Origin of the sequence: Brevundimonas sp. TWP1-3, assembly GCF_049896085.1 — a bacterium.
Lineage (GTDB): Bacteria > Pseudomonadota > Alphaproteobacteria > Caulobacterales > Caulobacteraceae > Brevundimonas.
This window is the reverse complement of the sequence record NZ_JAFCTP010000001.1, coordinates 1,532,699-1,558,665: the sequence shown is the minus strand read 5'-3', so window position 1 is coordinate 1,558,665 and position 25,967 is coordinate 1,532,699. Positions and strand designations below refer to the sequence as shown.

The window sequence follows — 25,967 nt, the reverse complement described above, 5'->3', positions numbered from 1 at the left end:
TCGACGTCCGCGTTCAAGCTGCCTAGTCTCCTAGAGCTTAAGGCCACCGCAGCAAACCGACATCACTACCTAAGTCGCTCGCGCGACCTTCAGCGCCCGCCAGAACGGCGCGGCGTCTCGTACCGGCGTCAGGTCTACCACGTCATTCAGAATGCTTCGAAGCTCCGGCGCAGTCTCTGGACAGAGATCGATCAGGCGAACGAGGAAGCGGGCGAACCGCTCCGGGCCCTGCCCTGAATAGGACCGCGCCGCAGCGGCTCCGGCCTCGACCAAACCATCGAGGCGGCTCGCGAACTCGGACGCGCCGCCCTTCGCCAACCATCCTGGGGCCAGGTCGATCAGCTTGTCCAAAACCGCATCACTGGCGTCGTCACCCGCCAACCTGCCCGCGACCTCAGCGACATGTCTGAGCGTCGTTATTGCCTCCGTCCCCTCAACGATCTGGGTCAGATCCAGCGCTGCGATGATCGTCGCAAGCCTCGCCGCCTGACCGTCCGGAAGGGCGGGAAGACCGACAGCGAAGATGAACGCCCACGCCTTCTGGTCGGCCCCGTTCGCTTCGAGCGCGGTGACGGCGTCATCCAGGATCTTCTCGAGGTCATGGCCTTCGATACTCGTCGGCGACGGCAGGTCCATCCAAGTGGAGCCAACCTCAGCCCGGGGCTCGAAGCGACGGATGGCGGGGCGCCGATCCTCCGCTTCGGGTTTGACGTCGAGCACTAGCGCCACTGTCTCCATGGCGTCCTTCGGCAACCTGAACTGGGCGGCTTTGTCCCCTAACCCAAACTCCAATCCGGCCATCAACAGCAGCGGTTTGGTCATAGCGACCGAGTGCAAGGAAGAGTCGTCGTAGCCGTGCTGGAGAGAGAGCAGCGCCGCGGCGGAGGGCGGGGATCTCTGGCCCTGGAAGAATCCGGCGCCCGCCTCCGGATCGAGGCCGATCGTGCCGAGCAGGTCCGTCACGCGATCCGCGAAACACCAGGAGACGACATGTTTCTGCAGCGGCGGCAGGGTCGCCCAGCCCTTCTGGCGCGCGAAGGCTTCAGCGCCCCATCGCAGGAGGGCAAGGAAGAGATCGCCGAAGCGGCTTACGGCTTCCGCCGTCGCCAAGACTTCGGCTTCAAGGTCGTGCGCGTCCGCCGGGACAAATCCGGATCGGATCGCGTGAAGACGGTGAATCCGCGCCAAGGGCGTAAGGGCTCGAACCTTCTCGATGTCCACATCCTGCCAGGCCTCGGCCGGCAAGGCGAAGGGAAGACTGGCGATGCGGGCCAGAGCTGCACCGGGCGGCAAATCCAGTCGTAGCGACCGCGCTGCCGCCTCGATCTGCGTGTCGGGCTCTCGCCAACGCACATAGGTGAGCCAGTCCCGCAGGGCTGGCGGATCGAACTCGTCGGCGCCGACGTCGTCGCGTGATTTGAGGGACGCCGCCAATCTGTCGAGATACAGCCGCACAGACCGGTCTTTCACGGTGCGCGCCACCTGGATCCTTCGATCAGGAACGACCTCTGCGAAAATAGCGGCGGCCAGTTCCGGTCGGTCGGCAGGCGGGATGTCGCACTCCTTAAACAACTCGGCGACGCTGGCGTCTCGGCGCTCGGCATCATCGCTCAGCAGGCCGAACTCACTGTCACGCAAGGTCGCTTCCACATCGCCGGACACGACGATACGAGACGGATCCTCAGCGGAGAGCCGGAAGGTCGCTCGACCCGATCCGTCACTGAATACCGCCTCTCCTTCACCCGCATTGACCGCACGAGCAACGCCGCGCCAGAACACACTGGAGGCGAAGGTCTTGTCCTCGAATGTGATGGCCGTCGTTTCCTCGAAGCCGAGGCCTTCAAGGAAGCCAGGGTCGGCCGCCATCGCATCCCGAAGCGGTTCGGGCAGTTGGGTCAGCACGACCCTCGAGAATTGTCTGGCGCTCTCGCGTCCTTCCTCATCCAGGCCTTCGGTATCGATCCTGTCCAACCGGAACAGATCTCGCGCCCATTCCACGGCGCGGTCCCTGACCGGACGATCGAAATCCAACCGCGTTCTGATGACGGTGTCCTGCAACCACGCCAGGTAGAGTTCACGACGACGCCATGACGGATCGCCATACGCGCCTCTGATCTGGAAAGCGGCGGCCACCAGACCCGCGAAATTCAGGGCCGCGACCGTTTCCGACCCGGACGCGTCGCTCCCAGGATGGCGCGGCAAGGTCTCCGCCCGCAGCGATCTCCAGATCCAGTCGCATTGCGCCCGTGCCGTGTCGGCATCAATCTGGGAGTTCCAGCGCGCGACCACGGCGGCTTCCGCAATCCGGCGCAGCTGCAGCAGGAAAGGCAGTTCGAGCGGCCGTCCCTCGGTCTCGTCGGCGGCGCCGATCCTGAGCTTGTCGTCATAGATCAGGGCGAGCCCCACATTCTGGCGCACCGCCGCCAGCCCGGGGGGCTCCTCGACAACGCCGTCGCGGATCGGGGCGGCGGCGAGGTGATATTCGACTTCCGCCACATCCAGCGGAAGGAAGAGCGCTCGGCCCTCCCGCAGCTTGAGAAGACGGCTGAAATATTCGTCGTCATCGAGCCGCCCCTCCTGCTTCAAGCTCGAAAGGACGTCGAACACGCCCACGATCGGGGCTGCGCCGGACGATGAAAAGCTGCTGAGAAACCGGTCTTCGAGCCACAGGCGGTTGGACGTCGAGTCATCGGCGGCGGTCATCACCTCGGCCAGCGCGCGTCCCACTGCGCTCTTGGAAAAGGCGTCCTGGTTCGGATCCAGCCGCGCTCGTCGGTCGCCGCCGACGAACAGGTAGTGGGTCTCCGCCTTGCGGGCCAGCCGCCGCCGCAGCCGGCCGACAGACAAGGTCAGCGCCGCCCGCTGTTGCAGGTCATCGACCACGTTGCGTACCGCCCGCAAGGACCAGGCATCAACGAACACGGCATAGACGGCCGTAACGGCGTCGAACGCTCCGATATCGATGACCCGTTCGAGCGACCGCTCTGTGAACTCCAGACTGGCGCCCGCGAGAGGCCAGACGGGCGGCGTCTCCGCGACGTCGAGCGCATCGCGCCATTTGGCCAGGTCCTCGTCGGACACGGTTCCAGTCGCCTCCAGGCCCGCGAGCACCTGAGCGAGATCGACCGCGTCCGCACCTACAGCGTCCAAAACGACGCGCTGGGCGCCGACTGGCGCGGTCGTTCCTATTCGCCGGCCGATCTCGGCCACGACGCGCCTCGGCGCCTTGGCCTGCGCCGGCTGGTGATGACGTGTCGATTGTTCGATCTCCATCAGGGCGTGCGGCGTGGCCGCGCCGATGCACAGGCGCGGCCCCAACCCTTCAAGGATGGGAAGCAGATCTAGCTGGTTGGCGATCAGAAGGGCGCTGGTGTCGAGATAGTAGTGCCGGCCCGACAATGGCGTTTCGTCCACGAACGCCTCGCCACGCGATCCGGCGCGCAACAAGACCGGACGACGTCCCCCGGCCACAGGCCGCAGGTCGAAGATCTCGGCCAGGCTAGTCCCGGCAGCCTGGGCGAGCAGATGAACCGGCGCCTCGGCGCGCTTCCACTTGTCGTCGATTTCGGCGGCGCGTTCCTGACGCTGGATCAGCTCTGATTTGAGTTCGTCCAAACTGACCTTCCAGACGCCCTGGCCTGTTTCAGCCAGTCGAGCCACGGCCGCGATAAGGTCGCCCTTCTCATCTTCCAGCCCAAGGCTGAAGCTCAATCCGTAGGCCTTAAACGCGGTCTGATCGTCGAGCTCGCGACTGACGGCGTGACGCCAGAGATCGCGCGCAAGATCCAGTTGCTCGCCCGCGAAGGTCTGCGACCAGACCAAGGCCTCCTCCGGATCGAGATCACCCGCGTCCAACGCCGCGCGGACGCGAGGAAGCGCTCCGTCCAGATCACCGAGGTTGAGGCGGAGCCGCGCCTCTCGGAGCCCGTCGGCGACCGTCTGGCTGTCGGCGGCGAGCGCGGCTGCCCGAGACACGGCTTGCTGATGATCGCCGAGTTGGGCGAGGGCCTCGGCTTCAATGCGACGCAGCCCGAACGGCAAGCGGCTTCCCGGAAAGAGGCTTGCATGATCGCTTAGTATCGTCAGGGCGCCCGTCGCGTCGCCGGAGTTATAGGCGGCGGTCGCCGCGATGCGGACCGCGCCGGCCGTGCCGAACGCCAGCAGGGCGATCCTGTGTCGATCCAGGACGGACCAGCGGCCCGAGGCGCTGAGGGCAGACGCATAAGAGATCACGGTGAACGCGGGCGCCTCCGCCGTCATCGCAGCCTCGAAATCCGCCTCTGCCTCGGCCCAGTCGCCTGAAAGCCGCGCGGCTTCAAGGCGGGCCGGACCGACCTCGTCACCGACCGGACGCCCTTCAAGACGGGCGCGCACCGCCTCCAGCTCCGCCTGCGCATCAGCGTCCCAGTCGCCGGACGCCAGGGCGCTCATCACAGCGGTGAGCAGAGCCGGATCGTCTTCCGGCGCCGTGAGCCAGTCGAGAGCCATCGCTTCATTGGGACGCAGGCTTCGATCCTTCAGAGCTGCCGACAAAGCCGTTCGGCTGGAAGAAAGGTCGACGTCCAGATCCCGCATGAGAACCCAGCCGATGACCTGGACATCGCGCGGATCGACCTCCAGCAGCCGGCGCGCCTGATCGGCGGCCTCTTCCCGGCGGGCCGGGAGGTTGGCGAGACAGGCCAGAACCCAGGCCTCGTCCAGATCGCGGCTGGCTCGCAACGGGTCGCCGTTCGCCAACGGGCGGAAGCGCTCCAGCGCCCGGTCGAGCCGGCTGGTCGACAGGTCGTCTTGTTTGACCAGACTCCAGTTGATCGGGTTCGGATTGAGGGCCAGTTGCGGTGGCGCGGACGTCGACAGGCTCGCGGCGTAGAGGGCCATCGCCAGCGTGCGAGACACCGAGGGATTGTCCGGGTCAGCCGTCCCCGCCTTCTCCGCGAACGCAAGGCCGGCGGCGCGATCACCGCGCAGCAGCTCCAGGTAGGCGCGCAGCCGGAGCGTTTCCGGATCGGTGACGTCCATGCTGTCGAGGGCGCGTTCAGCGGCAGTCGTCTCGCCCGTGACGAGGAGCAGGCTCGCGCGCAGGGACCGTCCGCGCGGGCTGTCCGGCTCCCCCAGAACCTCCAGAGCAGCTGCCGCCCCGTGCTCGTTCATGGCGATCAAGGCCACGAGGCGGGGTTCCGACGCCGGGGCGATCGCATCCGCTTCCGAGCTGAACACCTTGGCGCGCCCGACGTCGCCTCGCGTCAGCGCCGCGGATCCCTGCAGGCGGACCGTGCGGGCCTTCAGGTCCGGCGTCAGCGCATCCCAGCCCGGTCCTGTCCGCACGCTCGCCAACAGGGTTTCCACGCCAGCGACATCGCCCTGTTCAAGCCGCCGGGTCGCCGTTTCGAGGCTGCGTTCGGTCTCGCCGGACAAGGCCTGGGCGAGGCCTTCGAGACGATCCTTCAAATCCTCGCGCGTGACATCCGCCGCCTGAGCCGCAAAGTCGGCATCGCAAAGCCGCTCGACCCACTCTCGCCCGCCCAGGAACTGGGAGACGACGCCGGGCTGGCCTCGGAGGCGTTCCTGGATCTGGCGAGGCGCCCAGACCTCGAATGCGACGCCGTGTTCGGCAAAACGCGCGGTCGCCGCCGTGATGTCTTTCAGTCGAGCCTGGGAGTTGGTGTTAACCGTGACCGCGAGCACGAAACGGAGGACGGGCTTATCCTTCCACTGGCTGTCCCAGTGTTTCAGAAAGTCGTCGCTCCATTTGGCGATCTCGCCCTTGCGGATCTGCCCGCAACGCTTGCACGACACGACCACGAGACCCGCCGCCGTCTCGCCGAAGGCGTCTATGCCGTACTGGGCGTCGAACCGGGTATGGTAGAGATCGGCGCGCGTGACGCCGGGCTCCTTGTCGAGCAGCGCGCAGCAGAATTCCTCGAAATCGTCCGGCGTCATCTCGGCGAATTTCGGCGGGTCCGCACGCCGCAGGCTCGGCGTTACGGGCTTTTGTCGTCGGGGCGAATCGCCTCGGGCAGGTTTGACCGCTGACGTCATTCTCCCGAGGCTAGCGGGTTTGGCCCCAGACGACACGTCTCCACAAAGGCACCGCCACGGACGAGAAAGGAATTATCTTTCCGGTCTGGCACTGGGGCAGTATCTCAAATGCACCAAGAGCGAAAATTTTCGAGGCCGGACGTTTGGATTGCGCAACGCTTCAACAACGGCCCGTAGCGAAGCGTAGAAGCCCTTTATCCGGTCTGGCCGTGCATTAGGATCGGCGAACAACCTGAAGGCGTTGCCATTCCCGGCCTGACAATGCAGCTTCGGAAATGTGGACTCGCCACGCGATCGAGTTCCAGAGCACGCCACAAACAATGCTTTCATCTATCAAGAAAGTCGACGGCCTCGGCGTCTTTACGAAGTACGCCGCTGCGAAGGACTTAGCAGATTTCGAACGGTTCAACGTCATCTTCGGCGAGAACGGATCGGGCAAGACTACCCTGTCCAGAATGTTCTCCGCGCTCGAAACGGGCTCCCACGCCGACCACCCTGACCTTCGGTACTCGGTTCAGTGCCCCTCCGGCGTGATCACTCAAGGCGTCGCCTACCCCCGGAAGGTCCGAACCTTCAACGCCGACTTCATCGAAGCGAATGTCGGCGGTTGTGAAGGCCCCATTCCCCACGTCCTGATCGTCGGTGAGAAGAACAAGGCCTTGGCCGCCGAGCTCGTCCTTGAGCAAGCCGCGGTGCTTGATCGGACCAAGGCGATCGACGCCGCCGAAACGTCCATCACAAAGCTGGAGACCGAGCGGGGAAGACTGTTCTCGGCAATTGCAAAGGCTATCGGCGAGGCCACTAGCGGCGCCACGCTTCGCAGCTACCGCCGCCCGAATGCCGAAGTCGCCTATTCGAAGATGACGACGTTCGCGCAGCTGGAGGCGGAGGCTTTCGAGCGCCACCGGGCAACCGTCAAGCAAGACGAGATGGAAGCTATCGATGTCTTCGCCCTTCCCCCTCAGTTGAGACAGGACGGGCCGAGGCCCTTTGTGGAAGAGGTGACCATATCCCTCGCCGACGTCGGACGAACGACCCTGCGAACCGCCCAGGCGGCCGTGATTGCACGGCTGGCCGCCAATCCCGATATCGACCAATGGGTCGATGCAGGCCTCAAGATCCATCGCGAACATGGGAGCGAGCTGTGCGAGTTCTGCGCCCAGCCCATGCCGGCCGCACGCTTGGCCGAGCTCGCTGCGCACTTCAGTGACGAAGATCAGGAGCTGAAGTTCTCCATCGAAACCGAATTGCGGCACATCGAGGTTCTGCGCGAACAGGCCAAGCGGCTTCAGCCGCCGGAGAAGCTCGCGCTCTATTCCGAACTGCGCGACGAGGCGGCGGCGGCGACGGACGCTTTCGAGGTCGCCCGCACGGCCTTGTTCGCCAAACTGGCTGAAGCGACCGGTGCATTAAACGGGAAACTGTCCCTGCGGACGACGTCCTACGACACCGCGCTGACGGTTGATTTTGAGGACCTGTTGGGCTCAGCTGGTAGGCTCGAGGCCGTCACGATGCGCCACAATGAGAAATGCGCGAGTTTCGAGGCTGAAAAGGACACCGCGCGCACCGCGCTGGAAAGCCATTACCTGTCGTCGATTTCCGATCAGGTCATCGCGATCGACGCGGAGGTTAGCACGCAGCGGAAACTGATATCCGATCATCAGTCCGGGTCGATCGAACCCTTTGCCACGAGAAGCCTCGAAGAGCTACAGGCGTCCATCGTGGAAAAGAAGGCCAAGGTGGCGAACGCGCATACAGCCGGCGCGGACCTGACTCAGAAGCTCAAGACCTTCCTCGGCCGCGACGAGTTGAGCTTCGCGTCGGCCGACGAAGGCTACTTGGTCCACAGGCGCGGAAAGCCGGCCAAACGTCTCAGCGAAGGCGAAAAGACCGCCATCGCCTTCGTCTATTTCATCGTCGGACTCTCGGATCAGTCGTTCGATCTGGGCGAAGGCGTCGTTGTGATCGACGACCCGATCTCAAGCCTGGACTCCACGTCAATCTACCAAGCTTTTTCTTATATGAAGAATGCGGTGAAGGACGCCAAACAGGTGTTCGTCTTCACCCACAATTTCGACTTCCTCAAGCTGGTCCTAAACTGGTTCCGCGGCATTCCGAAGAAGGCGGGCGGCAAGGCTTATTTCATGCTCGTCTGCAGTGAGACGCCGACGGGCCGGTTCTCCAGAATCTGCAAGCTCGACCAGCTGCTCCAGGAACACGCGTCGGAATATCAGTACCTGTTCAAGACACTCCACAAGTACGAAGCCGACGGAACGATCGCGAGCGCCTATCACATTCCCAATGTTGCCCGGAAGGTGCTGGAGACCTTCCTAGAGTTCCATATTCCCGCCAAGAGCACGCTTTACGACAAGCTCGAAGCGACCGGTTTCGATCCACACAAGCGCACGGCCATCTTCAAGTTTGCCAACGACCTGTCCCATATGACGGGAAAGGGCTTTGACCCGGCACTGGTGTCCGAGACCCAGAAGAACACCAAACACCTACTCGAGATGATCAAGGCAGTGGCGCCTGGTCATTATGACGGCCTCGTCGCGCTTTCATCCTGACGTCGCGGACCCGCCGGACAGGTTCTAGGCATCGACATTCTCGAAGATCGAGTCTGTCGGGTTTGAACATTTCTGGATCGACGGCTCCATCACGGATGGCGTCCAGTCCAAGGTAGAGTCTCACCCGAAAGCGGACATCACCAACCGCCTCTATGAGTCAGCAGCGGTCAAAGGGCACCACGGCAGGAGGTATCAATCGGTGTGGACGCTCCTTTGTTCGGACGAGATGCCGCCGAGATCCGTGTTGTGTTGATGGCCCGAACGCCGGGGACCGTACCTCAGCGATGCCTCGATCGTTCACCGAGCCGCTTGCCGTCCTCCTCAAGCTGCCGACGGAGGTCGATCTTAGCGGAAATCTCCTCACCGCGCGTCCGGACGGACGGCATGTCCTTCACGAACGCCGCGAGCGCCGCGCCCAACTCACGATCCTCCTCCCGATCTGAACGGGACAACGCAAGTGCTTGGGCTGTGAAGTAGCGGCGGACGTCCGCCTGTCGCGCGCGACCCGCCTCGACCCACGGCGTCTTTCTCGCTTTGTCGAGCGCCTCCCGCACGGCCGCCGCGTCGATATTGGGTGGTTCGCACTGGCCCTGGCTGAAGCGAGACCTAATTATTCGGAGAACCCCCTGCTCCGCCTTGCGCACGACGCCTCGCGTGCGCCTCGGGGTCGCCTCAGCCTCAACCCCGCGATCCCGCAGAGCGGCCGCAAAGGCCTGCCGCCACTGCTCGAGATCCGCCTTGCGCGGGTTGAGCTTGTGTCCGTCGTGGCCAAGGGTCCGAACCGTCAGATGGACATGGGGATGCCGCTCGTCGGCGTGGAAGGCGAAGACATAGGGATGGCTGTCGCCGAACATCTGGCCGGCGAAGGCCCGCGACGCATCGTGCATGCGGAACGGGTCCGTGCCCGGCGGCATGCTGAGCACAATGGAAAGGCTGACCGCGCTGTCCTTGCGACGACGTGGATCCGCCTCGACTTCCGCCATCCAATCTCCGACGAGCCTCCCGACCTCGGCCCGGGACTGGAGCCGCTCGCCGTCCGGCCCCTCAAGCGGAAGTTTTCCGTTCCGCCCGATGTAGGCGAGATGGTTTTGTAGGTGACCGCCGTCGCGGGTCCGCCCCGTGATCTTGACCATCACCTCCGGCACGCGTCGGGCGATCCGATCGAGCCGCACGCGGGGGGCCATGTCGGGGCGGGATCGTGCGATCTGCCCTGTCGGATCGGTCAGGCGCGCGCGCTTTTGCCGGACCGGTGGGCGCACCGTTTCCTCGAACCCACGAACCTGGACGAAGTCCGCCATCAGCGGTCCGACCAATAGTGGAGGTTGCCCTTGAAGGCGTCGTGGACCCCGCCGAGATGAGCGCGGATCTCGACGGCGAAATCGGCGAGTTGAGCGACCTCCAGATCGAGCACCTTGCCCTCGAGGACGGCGGTGTTCATCGCCCTGGCGATCTGGTTCACGTTGACGCCGATGCGCCGCAGCTCCCGCTGGATACCTATGAAGGCGATGGCTTCGGATCGCGAAAGCTGAGGCCGCTCATGGAGGCGCCGCCTGATTAAGGCGACCGTCCATTGGGTGCGGGACAGGCCCGTGCGAGCCGCCTCGAGCTCCAGCAGCGCCATGTCGTCAGAGGTCAGACGGAGAGACAGTTTGGTGTCGAGCCGACCCACGGACGGTGCGGCGAGCTCTGGAAGGGCGGCCTGTGCAGCGGCCTCGATGAGACGGCGCAGGAGACGCGACCGACCGCCCCGCCCGGTCGCCGCGGCGTCGAACCGTCGGATCAGATCAGTTGGTAGGCGTACGGTGAGGCGGTCCATGGGCGAGGTGATGTGTCTGACAATGCCGGCGCAAAGCCTATCCTGCCCTAGACCGTCACCATCCTCGCCCCGTAGGCCTCCGGTGCTGTCCGCCCTCCCCTCGGCGTCCGAAGCCGGCCGCTCGCCCGCCGCCCTGAGGGGCGCCCCAGCCGGGCGGGTGCTGGACAACCGCGCATTCCACAGCCACCTCCATCACTCCCTCGAACGTGTCTCAGGATCACCGCACCCGTGTCGCTTCTCGACGACTTCTCCCGGTTTTCCGCGATCTCAAGCGTTCACGCCTTTCCGAAGATGCGGTTGATGGCGCGTGACCATGAGCCGGATCTGGTCGCCGGTTCGGGCGAGCTTCGGGTCGTCTCCGCCAACCGCTTCGAGTTCACCCTGATCGGCGAGCCCGAGAACCCCGCCTATGTGTTTGAACAGATGCGGCGACAGAAGGCTGACCGCTATGACGGCCTATCGCGGTTCCGATTGGTGCTCGAGGATAACGATGGAACCGAGTACGCGGGCGGATGGACCGTCCCAAGCTTCCGCACCGGCGACGGCGCCTGGACCTTCGAGGGCGAAACCGAGTCCTTCATGGGGGGCGGCCGCTCTGAACTGACGCCGAAAGGATCGACAGAAGTTCGCTTCCTCATCCCGACCAAGCATCACGCCGCGCAGTTGCTGGCGGACTTCGTCACGACCCCTCGTGACCGCCTTCCGCCAGAACCGAGATTCGACCTCGAGGTGATGGGCCAGACCGTCACCTTCAGGTTTGATCGCGCCCTTTCCATGCTGACGATTTCAACACCAGCCTCGGAGTCGCTCCCGCTGACCTACACGGAGAACTGGCTGGGCGAACCTCTGCGTATCCTGTTCGGCCAATTGGTGTTTCCACGCATGGTCGCCCGCGTTCAGTCGGACGGCCAAGCGATGCTCGCTGTAAGGCCCTCCCCTTCCTGGACACGGGACTCCGACTGGACAGCCTTGTGGATCGACGGGGCCGCGGGGTGGGACAAGGCCGGGTTCTGGACCCTGTACGCCGCGCTCCTGACGCATGTCGCCTCGGCGCGGACGGGAGATGGACGAAACTTCGAGGCCAATCCGGTCACCCACTTCCACGAGGAGGTGATTCAGGCGGCGCGCGGGTCACGCTGGGTCTGGGCGATGACCCTCGCCAGCAGCATCGAGGGGCTGGTCTCGATGCTGTATCCTCGCGGAACCCGGCGGGAGGACGCCGATCTTGAGGCCAACACCGATCTGATCTGCCACATCCGCGCCTGGTCCGGCGACCACGCCAAGAAGGAGGCGGCCATCCGCGCCGTGCAGAGAACGGCCGAGATCACGACGGCCGTCGCCATGCGCGCACTCGTCGCCGACGCCGCGATCACACGAGATCAGGTCAAGGCTTGGCAGAAAGTCCGCCATGCGGTCATGCACGGAAACCTCGTGTCTCCGTATTCGAGCCAGGAAGATGATGAGACCCTCATCGCGCTCGCCGATCTGATGCGCGCCCTCATCCGACGCATCGTGGGCGTTGGGCCGGTCGCCGGGGATGCCGCGCGACCGCCGAACGCTTAGCGGCCGAGTTCAGGGCGAGGGCTGCAGCGCCTTGAGGTGATTGACTGCCTTCTGCGCATGCGAGGCGGCCGAGACCACGAACCGCACGTCGTCCTTCAACACCTGCAGCCAACTGGCGATATAGGCGGCGTGGTCTTCGCGAGGTTCGAGCGCCAAGCCGAGATCCGCGCAAAGGAAGGCCGCGCCCAGTTCGGCGACCAGTTCCTCGCGCGCATAGCCAGCGTCACCGAAGCGTTGGCGGCCGAAGTCCCGGTCGAGACGGGTGGGGTGCCGCGTCCAGTGGGTCATCTCGTGACCGAGGGTGCTGTAGTAGGCGTCCGCCGTCTCGAAGCATTCGAACGGCGGCATCTGCACAAAATCCGGGCCTGGCGCGTAGTAGGCGGCCCCACCGCCGTGGCGGACGTCGGCGCCGCAGTGGCGGAAGAAGGCGTCGACTTGCGCGATCCTTTCGTCGGGGTTGATGTCCTGGGCTTCGGGCTCGCCGAAGCGATCGGGAAGACCTTCGATCTGATCCAGGTTGAAGACGGTGTAGGCCTTCAGGAAGGGGATGCGGCGCTCGACGCCCTCCCCGGGCTCTCCGGTATCCTCGCGGACAATCTGGTTTGCGTAGACCACGGTCGCGCCGCGTTCGCCCTTGCGGACGTGGGCGCCCAGCGCCAGCGCCTGCCGGAAGGTCATCCAGGTCGGCCGGGTGTAGCCCCGGTCGGCGGCTTCGCCCCAGAGCAGGATGACATTGATGCCGTTGTAGGGCGTCCCGTCGTGACGCAGAGGACGGCTGACGGAGGCTGAATATTTCCAGGGCTGGGCCCAGGGACGGACCCCGGCTTCGAGCTGGGTGATGATCTGTTGGGTGATACGGGTGTGGATGTCCGGGCGTGCGGGGTCGGCGGGGCGCGTCATGGCCGCCTCCTTGAAATGGATTGTGGGAAGAAGGAGCGGCGGCGCGGTCTCCGCGCCGCCGCGGCTCTTGGATCAGCGAGACCAGATCAGGCTCTGTCCGCCTTCGACCTCCACCAGGGAGGCGTAGATCGGCGCCGGGAAGCTCGGATCGTCGAGCTTGACCGAGAGGTACTCGCGGTTCTGCTGGCTCGTCTTCTTCCAGGCGGCGCCGAACTCGGTCTGGCCCGCGAAGATCCGGAAGTCGGGGGCCTTGTCGTCGCTCTTCTCGTTGGGCCGAAGAACCGCCGCCTTGACGTTGAGGGTGAGGGTCTTGATCGAACCGGTGTAGCCGTCGCCTTGAGCGGTGAAGGTGCCGATGGTGGCCATGTCAGTCTCTCCTTTGCTTCGGGCCACGCCTGCCGCGGCCTCGATGGCGATCGAGAGACCGGGGCCCGGGCGGCGCGCAGGCAGAGCGAAGCGAGCCCCGCAGCGGAGCGGAGGACCGCGAAGAGAGACTTTCTTGTTTCGCGAGGAAGGCCGTCAGGCCGGGGATGAAAGTCGCGAAAGCGGTTGCGCCAGCCGACCGGGCTTCGGTCAGATCCGCCTCATCGAGAGGCCGCGCCGGCTGGCGCGAAAAGGATGCGAGACGATGGCCGCCGCCTTACCCCAACACAGCAGGCAACGCACAAACGGTAGTGCCCCCTCGGTCGTCCAAGCTCAGGCCGTGATCCGGAAGACCGTCTCGACGTCGAGGCGCCCCTGAGCAGAGCTGGTCCTGCATCGGACTCGGGACGCTGAAGATCGAGTCAGGCCGCACCCTCCTCGGGCCGCAGAGGCAAGATCGGGTGGTCGGGGCAGGAGGCGATACCCCGCTCCGTGATCAGAATGGCGCAGGCGCCATCCTTGATCACACCCGCCACCTGGAAAGCCGTTCGCGGGACAGCAAACGCCTCTCCGACTGCCGATCAATCGGCACCGTCGGTCTCGCCGCGCAGCTGGGCAAGGCGTTCCTGACAGACAGTCACGGTCAGACTCCGCAGCACCTCAACCCGTTCGGTCAGCCAAGCCAGTTCCTCGGCGCTGATCTTGTAGTGTTCGGAGTATCGCGCCTTCACATAGGCCTCGCGCAGGAGCTCGAAGCAGCGGCGTTCGAACTTGGTCTCGCGAGGCAAGGCCTCGGCGAGACGCGGATCGATGGTCTCGGCCTTCTTGCGCAGGAAGGCGAGATTGTGAGCCTTCGCGCTGTAAAGCGTCACGACCAACAGCACGGCGTGATACAGATGCTCGGCTGTCTGATGGAGCATGAACGCTGCCCAGTTCGGCTGCGTTTGCATCGACGATCGAGCTATCTCCTGCGCTCCTGCCGCCGTCGCCATCCACTTCGCATAGTGCCGCTCGGCCTCCTCCAGCGCCACGCGCGCCTTGAGGTCCGCCGGCTTGTGCAGCTTGGCGCCCGGCGTGTCATGGAGCAGCACGCCCTCCCGCACGATGTCGGCGAAGAAGTAGCGACCGCGATCCAGTTGCTCGTTCACGTCGTCGAGCGAATGGACGATGAGGCTAACGGGCGTGCGGATGTCAGGCCCGATGGGCATGGTGCGGTTTTCGGCCTCGTACCAGAATTCGCCGTCGGTCAGGTCCTCATGATCGACGACGATCAGGAGGTCGAAATCCGAGAAATAGCGCCCGACGGGGTCATGCACCCAGTCGCCGCGCGCATAGCTTCCGTAGAGGATGACCTTGAGAATCTTGCCGTCCTTCAACCGCGCGGCGCGGCGGGTCGAGATCGCCTCCTCGAACGCCGCGCGCACGGTCTCGACCACCTGACGGAGTTCGGCCTGTTTGCGCAGCGGCAGATGATCGAGGCTTTTCTTCATGGCTGGAGTCTCCGCGATACGGCCGCACACGGCAAGGCTGAATACGCCGTCTTCGACCTGTCCGCCTCGTCGAGCGAGCTTCCTCCAATGCGTACAGTGGTATTCGCCGCCGCACGGCGGCGCCCATAGAAAAGCCGCGCGCCCCCAAAGGGCGCGCGGCAAGTTTTCAGTGTTTCAGCGGCGGCTATTCAGCCGCGAACGAATAGGCGTCGTCATCGCGCGGTTCGTCCGCGTCTCGACCCTCCGCCTCCGCCTCCGCCGCATCGGACACAGTCCGGAGCACAGAGGGCAGCCACCCCTTGCCCTCGACCAGCCGTTCCGCCGCCTCAGCCATGTCGCCCTTCTTGAACCCGGCGAGACGGCCCGCCTCCTCTGGGTTGACGGCCTCCGTCACCGCCTCCAGCACCCGCGTCTTCGGAACGCGCGTGAAGTAGCTGGCCGCCGTCGCCGACCAAGTCCCGGTCATGTCGAGGCCGACCACCGTCGCCAGCGTCTCGGCCTGCTCCAAGGCGCCGGGTCGCCGGTCGTGCGGGTCACGCACGGCGTAGAGGCCGACCCCGGCGCAGCAGGCCATCAGGTCCAACTGTTCCGATGGAGCCAATCCGAACACCACGCCCCACAGGTCCTCGGCGCGCTCGGGCAGTCGCGCGCCCCAAGCCTCGCACCGGTCGCGAACCCGCCTCCCGGCAGGCCCGTCCTCGACCCCCGGCGCCAGACGCTCCAGCCCGGTCGCCGTCAGGCGAAGCTGGAGCGGCGTCCAGAGGCCATAGCCCGGATAGAAGACCTGCAGGGCCAGGGCGTGGACTATGGTCGCCAGCCCCACGCCCACATCGGCCTGCACCGCATCGCGCAGCCCCATGGTCTTGTGGGCCGTGAGGTCGATGACCAGCCGGTCCGACAGGGCGCTCCCGGCCTCTTCCGGCTCGGGCGCGCCCCCGCCTCTCCCGGCGTCTGCGTCGCCACCGTCCTCCTCGGCCTCCTCCTCGGGCGGCGGCGCCACGGCGTCCTCGGCGCGGACCAGTCCGCGCTCGAAACGGGCCAGACCGTCATGGCCGAGCATCACCATGACCCCCGCCCGCGCCTTGGCGTCGGCGGCGTAGTCGAAGTCCGGGCCGAAGGCCTGCAAGGCCTTGTCGATCTCCTCCAGCCGCGCGTCCGCTTCGGGCGACAGCCCCTCCGCGCCCGCCTCGGAGACGATCCGGTCATACTCCTCCGACAGGGCCGCGATCTCGGCGGCGTCCGCCTCCGACCGTTCGACGGCCACCGGATAGACCCGCCCGAAGGCCGAGACGTCCGGATAATCCAGGGCGGGCTCCGCCCACGTCCAGCCTTCCCGCTCGCGCGCCTCGTCGGCCAGCCCGGCCAGCTTCTCGCCGACCAGCCGATCCAGCAGGACCACGTCTTCCAGCCAGCCGCCGCCGTCTTCGGTGAACAGGTCGCGCAGCACCGGACCGCCCGCCGCCTCGTAGTTCTCGACGCCGACAAACCGGACGCGCCGGTCGCCGACGCTCACCTTGGCCTCGGTCATGGCGCGCCGGATGGCGTAGGCCGGGGTATGGGGGCCGACCTGCTCCAGCACCTGCCGCTGCCGGTCCTGATCCTCGCTGACGCAGAAGGCGGTCAGCTGATCCAGAGCCAGCGTCCCGGCCCGATAGGCCGCCATCAACTCCGGGACCGCTGACCCAAGCCGAAGGCGCTGGCGCACGACATGGGCCGACACCCCGAACCGGGCGCCGATCTCCTCGGGGCCGTAGCCCTTCTCAACGGCGAGCCGCTGGAAGGCCTCGAACTGGTCGGCGGGATGCATGGCCTCGCGGGTCATGTTCTCATCGAGGCTGATCTCGTGGGCGTCGTTCTCGGCGTCCACGATGACCCGAACCGGATGGGTCCGCTTGATCGTCTTGCGCTTGGCCAGCAGCCGAAGTCCCTGACGACGCCCCTCGCCGATCGTCACTAGGTAGTTTCCCGTAGGCGCGCCCTCATCGTTCCGCTCGATCTCGACCACGGGCGGCTGCAACACCCCCTTGGCCTTAATGGAGGCCGCGAAGGCCTCGATGGTCGCCGGGCTATGCGGGGTCTTCCTCGCATTCTTCGGCGAGGCCTTGAGCCGGTTCAGCGGCACGATGAGTTCCGCGCCGTGTTGCGGCGCGGTCGCTTCGGTCGCGATGGTTTCGATGGATTGAGCCGTCATGTCTGCCTCCTTTGGGCATGGGTTGCAGGCACGCGAACTGCGCGCCTGAAACCCTGCCCGTCGGCGAGACCGGGGTAGCAAGGGCCAGGGCGGACCGGCCGGAGGGGGATCGCCCGACCTGCACAAGCCTGACCTTGATGATGATCATGAAGACGATCGCCGGCGCGGAAGGTCGGGGAGACCGGCCGGTCCGGCGGCGCAGCCGCTTCACCCTGGCGCGCGCGAGGGCGGAGCCCTTAGCTCTGGACGCCCGCCGGACCGTTGGTCCCGTCGGCAAGGTCGATCGTCAGTGCGAGCGTGTCGATCACCGCCCACGACACCCTGTTGCAGCGAGGAAGGAGCCTGAAGAAGGCGTCGCCTGTCCCGCGGTGAGGAATGAATCGCGGCGAAGCGATCGGCATCGGCGTCACGTCGATCAATTGTCCGCGCTCGTCTGCAACGACGGAATGGGCGACGATGTGGAGCTGGAACGCGTCCTGCGCCTCGATCAACCAGCCGTGGACCGGGATCGCGTCCGGCGTCTGCGCCGCCCAGCGCACAGCGTTGGCATGACAGTCGTTGGGGCGCGCCGCATCACCATCGCGAAACACGACCTGAAGCGGTTTCGGGCAAAGCGCTTCGGAGCGGCGCCCGTGGACCTCATCGAAATAGGCGACATCATCGGCGTCGAAGGTGATCGTCATGTCTCGTCCTCTCGCCGTCGACGGCCCGACGGGTCCGAAGGCATGACACGCTCTCGACTTCCGACCAAAGCAGAGCTTCACTCGGACATTGAGGCTCTCGCCTCCGCTTGCGGGCGGAAAGCGGCGGCGCGAACTTCGAGGACCACGCCCTGTCATCCCCCACCCTGATATCCTTCGATGAGTCCGGCTTCACCGGGCCCAATCTGCTCCGGGACGACCAGCCGGTCTTCGCCTATGCGGCGGTCGAACTGTCCATTGAGGACGCCAATCAGCTGATCGCGGAGATCCGCGACGGTCGCAAGCCGGTCATCCAGGCCGCCGAACTGAAGGCGTCCGGACTCAAGAAGCGGGGGGACTGGCCCGAGATCGCGGGCCTCGTGCTGGCCCGGATGGAGGGCCGTTACAGCTTCCTCGTCGCGGACAAGCGGCTGGCGTTCGCGGGCAAGGTGTTCGAGTACCTCATGGAGCCTGTGCTCGAGGACAACAGCCTGCTCTTTTACCGTCACGGGCTTCATCGGCTGGTCGCGGGAGCCGTCTATCGAAGCATCGCGACCGCCGGCGGACCGGCCGAGGACCTCGCCCTTCAGCTCGAGACGTTCATGCGCAGTTTCGATCCCGCAGACGCCCCCGCGGTCTTCGCCGCGACCGGAGAGGCGCCGGCGGATGCGCGGGTCCTGGGCGAAGTGTTGCGGTTCGCGCGGGGCTATGCCGAGCGGATCAAGGCGCGCACCGAGCACCTGAAGGACGACGCCGAGTACGCCAAATGGGTGCTGGACCTGACTTCGACCGCGCTGATGTCGCTCCTCGTCAACGGTTTCGGCCCCAAGCATCAGCAGCTCGAGGTGCTTTGCGACGACTCCAAACCGCTACAGGGCATCGCCTCGACCTTCGACGGCTTCATCGGTCGCGATGAGGAATTCCCTCTGCATGGCGGCAACCGCGTGGTCAGCGCCAGGCTCAATCTCGCGGGGCCGATCCGGTTCGGCCAGTCGCATGACAATCCGACGCTTCAAATCGCCGACCTGATCGCCGGCCTCGCCGCCCAGCTCTATGGCCGCAACACACCTGCTGAACTTCAGCCTCTCAAGGCCGACCTGGACCGCCATCTGCATGAGGATCACATCCTGCCGGAGACGGCGGGGGACTCGCAGATGACCGCGGTCGAGAAACAAGCCAATATGTTCGTCCTGCGTCACCTCGCGGGCCGCGCGGCGCTGGGAGCCGACCCCCTCAAGGGGATGGCCAAGGTCTACGTCCAGGCCTTCAAGCGAGCGGGCTCCGTCGGCCAGCGCTTGCGAAACCGGCGCTGAGGACACGTAAGCCTGCCACCGCAGGCCTGCGTGTTCACCCTCCAGCATCTTTCGGTTCGAATCGGCCGGAACAAGGAGATGCTCCATGGGACAGACCCATTCGCCCCTGCCGCGAACGATCAAGAAGCCGGAACTGCGCCAGATGGTGCCTCTCGCAGACAGCACCATCTGGGAAATGGAGCAGCGCGGGGAGTTCCCCAAACGCTTCCGGCTGACGCCGCGATGCGTGGTCTGGGATCTGTCGGAGGTGCAGGCCTGGCTGGAGAAACGCCGCCGCACCCCGGTCACGGCGGCCAAGGCCCCGGATGTGCGCCTGCGCCGAACACGCCCGGTCCACGACGGGCTGGGCGCGGCCCGGCCGCACCTGTGAGCCGGGTGCGCTTCAGAAATCAGCGAGTATGGTCATAGAATGCTTCATCCGGGGCCGGTTGTGACCCGGAGACCGGGACAGGGACGTCCAGGGCTGATCATTGATTTCTTCACCCCCGGGGCTTATATGTCCTCCTGAGGCCAGATCGGTTGAAACAGCCTCACCCGCCTCTTCGGAGGTCCACGCGTGAGCGAGATAGGGATTTCGGTCCCGGAAGCGGCTACCGAGTGACTTCTGATAGGGGCGCCTCCGGGCGCCCTTATCTTTTCCGGTGAAACTTCAGCTTCTCGCCCTTCAGCGTCTTGTCGACCAGCACGGCGAAGCGAACCTTGCTCATGTGGGCGATGGCGAGCGCCTGCGCCGGTTCAGGGCTGTAGGCGCTTTCCACGAAGAGCTTGAGATCGATGCCGGCGCCGGCGCCGCGCTTGACCCTGAAGAAGACCCTGTAGTCCCCTGCTCCGCCGTCGTTGCGCACACCGATCCGCAGGAAGTTCGCCTCCGGGGTCTGATAGACATGCGCGGTCGGCAGACCTTTCAGGATATGCGGCAGCGCTTGCGACAGCCCGTAGCGGATCGGACAGAAGACGCGCCGCCTCGGGCCGTCCCAGACCGCCACCGCGTTGTCGTCGTGCCGGGCGGCGTCGAAGGTTTCGCTGAAGCAGTGGTTGCTGAACCGGACATCGATCTTCACGCCGTTCGGACGCGACTGGGTCGCCATCTCGAGAACGAAGGGCTCGAGATGGTCGAACGCGAGCGTCTGCCCCGCGACCTCCAGCGGCGGAAAGTACGGCCCGGCCATGATCTACAGTCCGGACAGGTCCGGCGACCGCTTGCGCAGTCCCGGCCGAACGGCCGCGCGCTTGGTGGCGGCGGCCTTGTCGCGCGCGTCGATCATGTCCTTGGCGATCGGCTTCAGCTTCTCGACCAGGGGCTTGAGGTCATAGATGTTGCTGGCCTGCCCTCCGCTGGAATGGCGACGCACGATCCGACGAACGAGACCTTCGTCTTCGAGGCGTTTGATGGCGCGCTGGACGGTCTTGTCCGACACGCTGAGGCGTTCGGCCAGCCTGCGCTTCGAGGGGAACGGCATCTCCTCGTCCTCCCACCAGTGGTCGATCAGGTGCATCAGCACCGCGAGTTCGGTGGCGTTGATGTGCAGGCGAGCCTGGGCTCGGAGCAGGACCGAAGGGACGAAGGTGAAGCCCGGGTCGATCACGCCCTTGGTCCACCGCTTCTCCAGGACCTTGCGCGACGTCTCAGGCGTGGCGGCGGGACGGAGGGGGACGACCTTGTTGGTGGTTTCGCTCATGGTTGATCTCATTGATTGAGCCGATATAATGGACCTTCAAACCGTTGAACGGAATGGTTCGGGCCCGCCTCTCCCCTGGACATAGGCGCCCATACCCCCGGACGCCATCGTCCCTCCGCCCCGGTCGCCACCGTCCCCCGAATAAGCACGCCGCGCGTTTCAGGACGCCGTGTCGCATGACGCTATTGGAGTACAACAACCCCCTGGTCGTCGGCGTCCACGGGTCCACCAATTTTCTGTTCGCATCCCTGGGATGCGTTTCAGAATTTCGGATCGAACCGCGGCGCGCTGACCTCTGGTGCGGCGAGCGCCGGGGTATAGGCGCGTCCCGCTTCCCACGCATCCACGGCGTTCGACCATTCCTGAGCCATGTGCCGACGCTGGGTCTCGAACTCCGCCTTGTTGTAGACGCCGCGCGAGGATCGCTCTTCGTGAGCCAGCCCCTTCTCGATCCAGTCCGAGTTGAAACCCATCTCATGCAGCAGGGTCGAGGCCGTCCGCCGCAAGTCGTGGACGGTGAAGGGTTCGAGCGGGAGATCACCCTTACCGGCCTTCTCAGCGATCGCACTGGTGACGCGGTTGAAGGTCGCCCGCGACATCGGCGCATCGGCGTCGTAGCGCGACGGCAGGATGTATTTCGAGTTGCCGGCGCAGGTCTTCAGGGCGACCAGGATGTCCAGCATTTGGGTGGAGAGGTAGACGTTGTGAGGGCGTGAGCGCTTCATGCGCGCCGCCGGGATCGACCAGACCGCATTGTCGAAATCCACCTCGGTCCATACCCCGTCCTGAAGTTCGCTCTTTCGAACCATGCTGAGCAGGATGAACTTCAGGCCGAGCCTGATGGTTGGCAGGGTCGCCACCTCACCCAGAAGCATCAGCATGATCCGGATTTCGGCGGGGGTGAGCGAGCGGTCGCGCGGTCGGAAGGTCGCGATGGACGCCGGGCCCACGTCATCTGCCGGGTTGTCGATCTTCTCGCCGTGGAGGATGGCCCAGCCGTAGATCTGCTTGACGATATCCCGGACGTGGATCGCCGTCGCGGGCGCCCCGCGGTCCACGATCGCCTTGCAGTGCGCCCGCAAGTCGTCAGGCGTGATCTCGCTCAGCAGGCGGTTCTTCCACTTCGGAAGGATGTCCCGATTGAAAATCGCCCGGCGCATGTCGCGGGTGCTGTCCGCCATCGGCGCGCGGTCCATCCAGCCCTGGGCGACCTGTGCGAAATCGTGAGCTTCCTTCAAGCGACGTTTGGCGCGCTGCTTTTCAACGGCGGGCGATACCCCGTCTGCGATCGCCTTCTTCACCTCGATCAGCCGCTCGCGGGCTTGGGCCAGCGTCAGCCCGGCCCGACCGTAACGCCCGAGCGTCATGGTCTCTCGACGGCCGTTGAACCGATAGTCGTAGCGGAATGAGATCGCGCCGCCCGTCGAGACATAGACGTACATACCGTCCCTGTCGGTACTCTTGTAAGCCCTTGCTTTCGGACGCAAATTCTTCAGTGCGGTGTCGGTTAGCACGGTATAATCGCCTCTGGCTGTCGGTCCTCGAATTCGGGCGCGCCAAGACAGCTTTTTATCATCCATTTCAGAGACTTGCTGGAAATGAATACCGTCAGGGCTTGGCCCGATGTCAGGACGGTATGAGCCCGAGTCCGCCAGATCAATGCAGCGGCGTACCGTCGGGCAGTCCGACAAAACGAAAAAAGACCCTCCGAATGGCTCCGAAGGGTCTCGACAGAATTCACAATGTTGTCAGCCCTTTAGAGGCGGCTTCGGAAGCGATACCGAATGCTACCGAAGGGTCGGGACTATTCCCACTCGATTGTGCCGGGCGGCTTCGATGTCACGTCATAGACCACCCGGTTCACGCCGCGGACTTCGTTGATGATGCGCGTCGCCGTCTTCGCCAGGACGTCCCAGGGGAACTGGTAGAAGTCGGCCGTCATGCCGTCGGTGGACGACACGGCGCGCAGGGCCAGGACTTTTTCATAGGTGCGGGCGTCGCCCATGACGCCAACGGTCTTGACCGGAAGCAGGACGGCGAAGGCCTGCCAAATGCTGTCGTAGAGACCCGCCTTGCGGATTTCGTCCAGATAGATGGCGTCGGCCTGTTGCAGGGTCTCGACGGCGTCGGGCGTGATCTCGCCGGGGATGCGGATGGCCAGGCCCGGTCCGGGGAAGGGGTGGCGTCCTACGAAAGCGTCGGTCAGGCCCAGTTCATGGCCGAGGGCCCGGACCTCGTCCTTGAACAGTTCGCGTAAAGGTTCGACCAGTTTCAGCTTCATATAGTCGGGCAGGCCGCCGACATTGTGGTGGCTCTTGATGACGTGAGCCTTGCCGCTGGACGACGACACGCTCTCGATCACGTCGGGATAAAGAGTGCCCTGGGCCAGGAATTCGGCGCCCTCGATCTTGTTGGCCTCTCGGTCGAAGATCTCGATGAAGACCCGGCCGATGATCTTGCGCTTGGCCTCGGGATCCGACTGACCCGCCAGCTCGCCCAGGAATTCCTTCGACGCATCAACGTGGACCAGTGGGATGTTGTAGTGTTCCCGGAACAGTGTCGTGACCTGGGTCGCCTCGTCCTTGCGCAGCAGGCCGGTGTCCACGAAGACGCAGGTCAGCTGGTCGCCGATCGCCTCGTGGATCAGCACGGCCGCGACCGAACTGTCGACGCCGCCGGACAAGCCGCAGATGACCTTGGCGTCGCCGACCTGTTCGCGAATCTGCGCGATCTTCTCGTCGCGATAGGCCGCCATGGTCCAGTCGCCCTTCAGCCCGGCGATGCCGTGGGTGAAGTTCTTCAGCATCTGATGGCCGCGCGGGGTGTGCATCACCTCGGGGTGGAACTGCACGCCGTAGAAGCGGCGGGTCTCGTCGGCGATCACGGCATAGGGCGAGCCGGCCGAGGAGGCGACGACGTCGAAGCCCGCGGGGATGGCGACGATCTTGTCGCCGTGGCTCATCCAGACCGTCTCCTCCTCACCCACCGGGGCCAGGTCCGCCAACAGGGGCGAAGTCTTCTCGACGGTGATCTCGGCGCGGCCGAACTCGCGGGTGTGGCCGCCCTCGACCTTGCCGCCCAGCTGTTCGCACATGGTCATCTCGCCGTAGCAGATGCCCAACACCGGCACGCCGGCCTCGAACACGGCCTGGGGCGCGCGGGGGCTGCCCTCTTCGTGGACGCTCTCGGGACCGCCCGACAGGATGATGGCCGCCGGGTTCATCAAAGCCAGAGCCGCCTCGGCCTTCTGGAACGGATGGATCTCGCAATAAACGCTGGCCTCGCGCAGGCGGCGGGCGATCAGCTGCGTCACCTGGCTGCCGAAATCGACGATGAGGACCTTCTGGTGGTCGTGCGGCGTGGTCATGGCGTGATCGAATCCGGGGAGAGTTGCGCGGGGTCTTGGCCTTGTGCGGCCGGGATTTCAAGGGCGGCGAGGCCGTCGGCCTCCAGCACGGCGATCAGACGATCTAGAGCGGCGGCCAGGTTTTCGTCCACATGTTGCAGGGTGGAGGTCCAGTCCTCCAGCGCCTTCAACTCGGCACGGCCGTCCGACACGCCGCGCAGGGCGATCAGAGGCACACCGAAGGTCTGGGCCGACCGGACCAGGGCCCAGGTCTCCATGTCCACCATCTCGGCCTCGATGGCGTCATAGGCGGCGCCGGAGACGACATTGGCCCCGGTCGACAAGGTCGCGGTCGGGACGCCGGGGCTTGGACACGGCAGGGCCAGGACCGCAGGCTGGTCCAGCAGCGGCGTCATCCCCTTGGGGAAGCCCAGGGCGCTGGCGTCCATGTCGCGATAGGCGACCGAGGAGGCCTGATAGACGGCGGCGTGCTCCAGCACCCGCGAGCCGCACGACCCCAGCGACACGATCAGGTCCGGCAGGCCGCCCGCCGTCTCCAGGCGCGCCAGAGCGGCGGTCAGGACGACAGCGGCCTCGACCGGGCCGACGCCGGTCATCAGGGGCTGGATGCGGGCGCGGAGGTGGTCGCCATATTCGGCGGGCGCAGCCATGACGTGGAGGACCGAAACCTCGCCATGCCGCGCCAATCCAACCCCCATCAGGCGGCGCGCTGATAGACGGCGGCGAAGAAGCCGTCGGTGTCGGCCGTGGCCGGCGACAGGCGCAGACGCGCGCCCGAAGCCAGTTCGGCGAGCTTCGTCCGGGCGGCGTCGCTCAGTTGCGGCGCGGACAGGAGATCGGCGACCGGGACCGGGCGGAACTCAGGGTTTGCCGCCTCGAAGGCGTCGACGCTGGCCTCGTTCTCGCGCGCCAGCAGCGAACAGGTGACATAGACCAGACGGCCGCCCGGCTTCACCAGCTTGGTCGCCTGGCTCAGGATGCGGACCTGCAGGGCGTGCAGCTTCTCGACCTCTTCGGTCGTCAGACGCCAGGCGTCCTCGGGCCGGCGGCGCCAGGTGCCCGAACCCGAACAAGGCGCGTCCACGAGGACCAGATCGGCCTGGCCGTTGACCGCCTCCAGCCCGCCGCCGTTTTGGCCGATCAGCACCAGCTCGGCTTCGACGCCCGCGCGTTTCAGGCGGGGACGGATGTTCTCCAGCCGCTTGTTGACGACGTCCGCAGCGATCAGCTTGCCCTGCCCCGTCATGGCCTGCGCCAGACCCAGGGTCTTGCCGCCGCCGCCGGCGCAGTAATCGACGACCGTCTGGCCGGGTTGCGCCCCGGCCAGCCAGCAGACGACCTGGCTGCCCTCGTCCTGGATCTCGAACTTGCCGGCCTTGAATCCGTCCAGGGCCTGGATATTGGGCGGCGGTTCCGACGGCACGCGCAGGCCCAGAACGGACCAGGGGGTGCGAGACACCTCAAGCCCAGCGGCCCGCAGCTCGGCTTCGACCTCTTCCACCGTAGCGGCCGCATCATTGACCCGCAGGTCGATGGGCGCGCGCGGCGTCATTAGGGCGTGGGCTTCTTCGGCCCAGCGGTCGCCGAAGGTGGCCTTGAAATCCTCGACCACGAACTCCGGCAGACCCGCCGCAACCCAGCCGGGAACTTCGCCCTGCCCGGCCGTGATCCGGCTCCGCTCCTGTTTCGACAGCGGGCGCGGGCCATAGCCGTCGCCCGAGTGCAGGGCCTCGATCTCTTCCACCGACAGGCCGTCAATGGCGTGCAGTGAGCCGATCACCAGGGCCCGGCCGTCCTCGCGCCCGCCCATGATCCACGACAGTCGGCCGCGCGCGCGCAGCACCTTGTAGACATGATCGGCGATGGCCCGCCGATCCTTGGACCCGGCGTATCGGTTGGCGGCCCCCCAGGCCTTCAGGACGGTTTCGGCCGGTTGGCGGCCCTGGGCCATGGAGTCCAGGATGGAGGCGGCGGCGGCGAGGCGGGCGGCTGGGGTCAA

18 protein-coding genes are annotated in these 25,967 nt (G+C 65.7%); 4 read left to right on the top strand and 14 right to left on the bottom strand.

From position 1 onward, the window contains the following. Positions 1 to 69 precede the first annotated feature (69 nt). On the bottom strand, positions 70 to 5,940 hold the full coding sequence (locus ACP693_RS07760) for a hypothetical protein (protein WP_426029312.1): 5,871 nt from the start codon (positions 5,938 to 5,940) through the stop codon (positions 70 to 72). 374 nt (positions 5,941 to 6,314) lie between these two features. Between ACP693_RS07760 and ACP693_RS07755 the strand changes: the two genes are divergently transcribed. After that, positions 6,315 to 8,606 (top strand): AAA family ATPase, encoded by a 2,292-nt coding sequence (locus ACP693_RS07755; RefSeq protein WP_426017687.1) that lies wholly within the window; start codon positions 6,315 to 6,317, stop codon positions 8,604 to 8,606. A 278-nt stretch (positions 8,607 to 8,884) separates the two neighbouring features. Here ACP693_RS07755 and ACP693_RS07750 read toward each other — a convergent pair whose 3' ends face one another. Further along, positions 8,885 to 9,904 (bottom strand): relaxase/mobilization nuclease domain-containing protein, encoded by a 1,020-nt coding sequence (locus ACP693_RS07750; protein ID WP_134581293.1) that lies wholly within the window; start codon positions 9,902 to 9,904, stop codon positions 8,885 to 8,887. Further along, on the bottom strand, positions 9,904 to 10,422 hold the full coding sequence (locus tag ACP693_RS07745) for a MobC family plasmid mobilization relaxosome protein (RefSeq protein ID WP_167309481.1): 519 nt from the start codon (positions 10,420 to 10,422) through the stop codon (positions 9,904 to 9,906). Before ACP693_RS07745 ends, ACP693_RS07750 begins: the two co-directional genes overlap by 1 nt. A gap of 300 nt (positions 10,423 to 10,722) precedes the next feature. Here ACP693_RS07745 and ACP693_RS07740 point away from each other — a divergent pair, with 300 nt between their 5' ends. Next, positions 10,723 to 11,985, top strand: coding sequence for a hypothetical protein (locus tag ACP693_RS07740; RefSeq protein ID WP_426017689.1), 1,263 nt, complete (start codon positions 10,723 to 10,725; stop codon positions 11,983 to 11,985). A gap of 9 nt (positions 11,986 to 11,994) precedes the next feature. Here ACP693_RS07740 and ACP693_RS07735 read toward each other — a convergent pair whose 3' ends face one another. The 5 genes from ACP693_RS07735 to ACP693_RS07715 form a co-directional block, all read right to left on the bottom strand. Beyond that, a complete protein-coding gene (locus tag ACP693_RS07735) occupies positions 11,995 to 12,885 on the bottom strand; it encodes an ArdC family protein (protein WP_134581296.1) in 891 nt (296 codons plus the stop codon). A 72-nt stretch (positions 12,886 to 12,957) separates the two neighbouring features. After that, complete coding sequence (locus tag ACP693_RS07730) at positions 12,958 to 13,251, bottom strand: DUF736 domain-containing protein (RefSeq protein ID WP_134581297.1); 294 nt, start codon at positions 13,249 to 13,251, stop codon at positions 12,958 to 12,960. A gap of 578 nt (positions 13,252 to 13,829) precedes the next feature. Continuing rightward, complete coding sequence (locus ACP693_RS07725) at positions 13,830 to 14,900, bottom strand: HEPN domain-containing protein (RefSeq protein WP_244093373.1); 1,071 nt, start codon at positions 14,898 to 14,900, stop codon at positions 13,830 to 13,832. A gap of 22 nt (positions 14,901 to 14,922) precedes the next feature. Beyond that, positions 14,923 to 16,929 (bottom strand): ParB/RepB/Spo0J family partition protein, encoded by a 2,007-nt coding sequence (locus ACP693_RS07720; protein ID WP_426017691.1) that lies wholly within the window; start codon positions 16,927 to 16,929, stop codon positions 14,923 to 14,925. Between the two features lie 236 nt (positions 16,930 to 17,165). Continuing rightward, a complete protein-coding gene (locus ACP693_RS07715) occupies positions 17,166 to 17,612 on the bottom strand; it encodes a hypothetical protein (RefSeq protein WP_013269058.1) in 447 nt (148 codons plus the stop codon). Between the two features lie 107 nt (positions 17,613 to 17,719). Here ACP693_RS07715 and ACP693_RS07710 point away from each other — a divergent pair, with 107 nt between their 5' ends. Beyond that, positions 17,720 to 18,922 (top strand): DUF3800 domain-containing protein, encoded by a 1,203-nt coding sequence (locus ACP693_RS07710; RefSeq protein ID WP_013269057.1) that lies wholly within the window; start codon positions 17,720 to 17,722, stop codon positions 18,920 to 18,922. Positions 18,923 to 19,007: 85 nt separating this feature from the next. Next, a complete protein-coding gene (locus ACP693_RS07705; protein WP_013269056.1) occupies positions 19,008 to 19,292 on the top strand; it encodes a helix-turn-helix transcriptional regulator in 285 nt (94 codons plus the stop codon). Between the two features lie 259 nt (positions 19,293 to 19,551). Here the strand turns inward: ACP693_RS07705 and ACP693_RS07700 are convergent, their stop codons facing one another. From ACP693_RS07700 to ACP693_RS07675, 6 genes are all read right to left on the bottom strand, one after another. Beyond that, positions 19,552 to 20,091, bottom strand: a complete 540-nt coding sequence (locus tag ACP693_RS07700; RefSeq protein WP_013269055.1) for a hypothetical protein — start codon at positions 20,089 to 20,091, stop codon at positions 19,552 to 19,554. 3 nt (positions 20,092 to 20,094) lie between these two features. Continuing rightward, positions 20,095 to 20,601: a helix-turn-helix domain-containing protein gene (locus ACP693_RS07695; protein WP_013269054.1), complete on the bottom strand. Its 507-nt coding sequence runs from the start codon at positions 20,599 to 20,601 to the stop codon at positions 20,095 to 20,097. A gap of 260 nt (positions 20,602 to 20,861) precedes the next feature. Then, positions 20,862 to 22,115: a tyrosine-type recombinase/integrase gene (locus ACP693_RS07690; protein WP_376853953.1), complete on the bottom strand. Its 1,254-nt coding sequence runs from the start codon at positions 22,113 to 22,115 to the stop codon at positions 20,862 to 20,864. 290 nt (positions 22,116 to 22,405) lie between these two features. Further along, positions 22,406 to 23,968 (bottom strand): glutamine-hydrolyzing GMP synthase, encoded by a 1,563-nt coding sequence (gene guaA / locus ACP693_RS07685; protein ID WP_426017695.1) that lies wholly within the window; start codon positions 23,966 to 23,968, stop codon positions 22,406 to 22,408. Beyond that, on the bottom strand, positions 23,965 to 24,666 hold the full coding sequence (locus ACP693_RS07680) for a 5'-methylthioadenosine/S-adenosylhomocysteine nucleosidase (protein WP_426017697.1): 702 nt from the start codon (positions 24,664 to 24,666) through the stop codon (positions 23,965 to 23,967). Before ACP693_RS07680 ends, guaA begins: the two co-directional genes overlap by 4 nt. After that, on the bottom strand, positions 24,666 to 25,967 hold the full coding sequence (locus tag ACP693_RS07675; protein WP_426017699.1) for an RsmB/NOP family class I SAM-dependent RNA methyltransferase: 1,302 nt from the start codon (positions 25,965 to 25,967) through the stop codon (positions 24,666 to 24,668). Before ACP693_RS07675 ends, ACP693_RS07680 begins: the two co-directional genes overlap by 1 nt.

What these genes read in the sequence shown, in the direction of transcription:
- ACP693_RS07760 (WP_426029312.1), bottom strand. Translation starts at nt 5,940, where the DNA reads ATGACGCCGGACGATTTCGAGGAATTCTGCTGCGCGCTGCTCGACAAG.
- ACP693_RS07755 (WP_426017687.1), top strand. Translation starts at nt 6,315, where the DNA reads ATGTGGACTCGCCACGCGATCGAGTTCCAGAGCACGCCACAAACAATG.
- ACP693_RS07750 (WP_134581293.1), bottom strand. Translation starts at nt 9,904, where the DNA reads ATGGCGGACTTCGTCCAGGTTCGTGGGTTCGAGGAAACGGTGCGCCCA.
- ACP693_RS07745 (WP_167309481.1), bottom strand. Translation starts at nt 10,422, where the DNA reads ATGGACCGCCTCACCGTACGCCTACCAACTGATCTGATCCGACGGTTC.
- ACP693_RS07740 (WP_426017689.1), top strand. Translation starts at nt 10,723, where the DNA reads ATGGCGCGTGACCATGAGCCGGATCTGGTCGCCGGTTCGGGCGAGCTT.
- ACP693_RS07735 (WP_134581296.1), bottom strand. Translation starts at nt 12,885, where the DNA reads ATGACGCGCCCCGCCGACCCCGCACGCCCGGACATCCACACCCGTATC.
- ACP693_RS07730 (WP_134581297.1), bottom strand. Translation starts at nt 13,251, where the DNA reads ATGGCCACCATCGGCACCTTCACCGCTCAAGGCGACGGCTACACCGGT.
- ACP693_RS07720 (WP_426017691.1), bottom strand. Translation starts at nt 16,929, where the DNA reads ATGACGGCTCAATCCATCGAAACCATCGCGACCGAAGCGACCGCGCCG.
- ACP693_RS07715 (WP_013269058.1), bottom strand. Translation starts at nt 17,612, where the DNA reads ATGACGATCACCTTCGACGCCGATGATGTCGCCTATTTCGATGAGGTC.
- ACP693_RS07705 (WP_013269056.1), top strand. Translation starts at nt 19,008, where the DNA reads ATGGGACAGACCCATTCGCCCCTGCCGCGAACGATCAAGAAGCCGGAA.
- ACP693_RS07700 (WP_013269055.1), bottom strand. Translation starts at nt 20,091, where the DNA reads ATGGCCGGGCCGTACTTTCCGCCGCTGGAGGTCGCGGGGCAGACGCTC.
- ACP693_RS07695 (WP_013269054.1), bottom strand. Translation starts at nt 20,601, where the DNA reads ATGAGCGAAACCACCAACAAGGTCGTCCCCCTCCGTCCCGCCGCCACG.
- guaA (WP_426017695.1), bottom strand. Translation starts at nt 23,968, where the DNA reads ATGACCACGCCGCACGACCACCAGAAGGTCCTCATCGTCGATTTCGGC.
- ACP693_RS07680 (WP_426017697.1), bottom strand. Translation starts at nt 24,666, where the DNA reads ATGGGGGTTGGATTGGCGCGGCATGGCGAGGTTTCGGTCCTCCACGTC.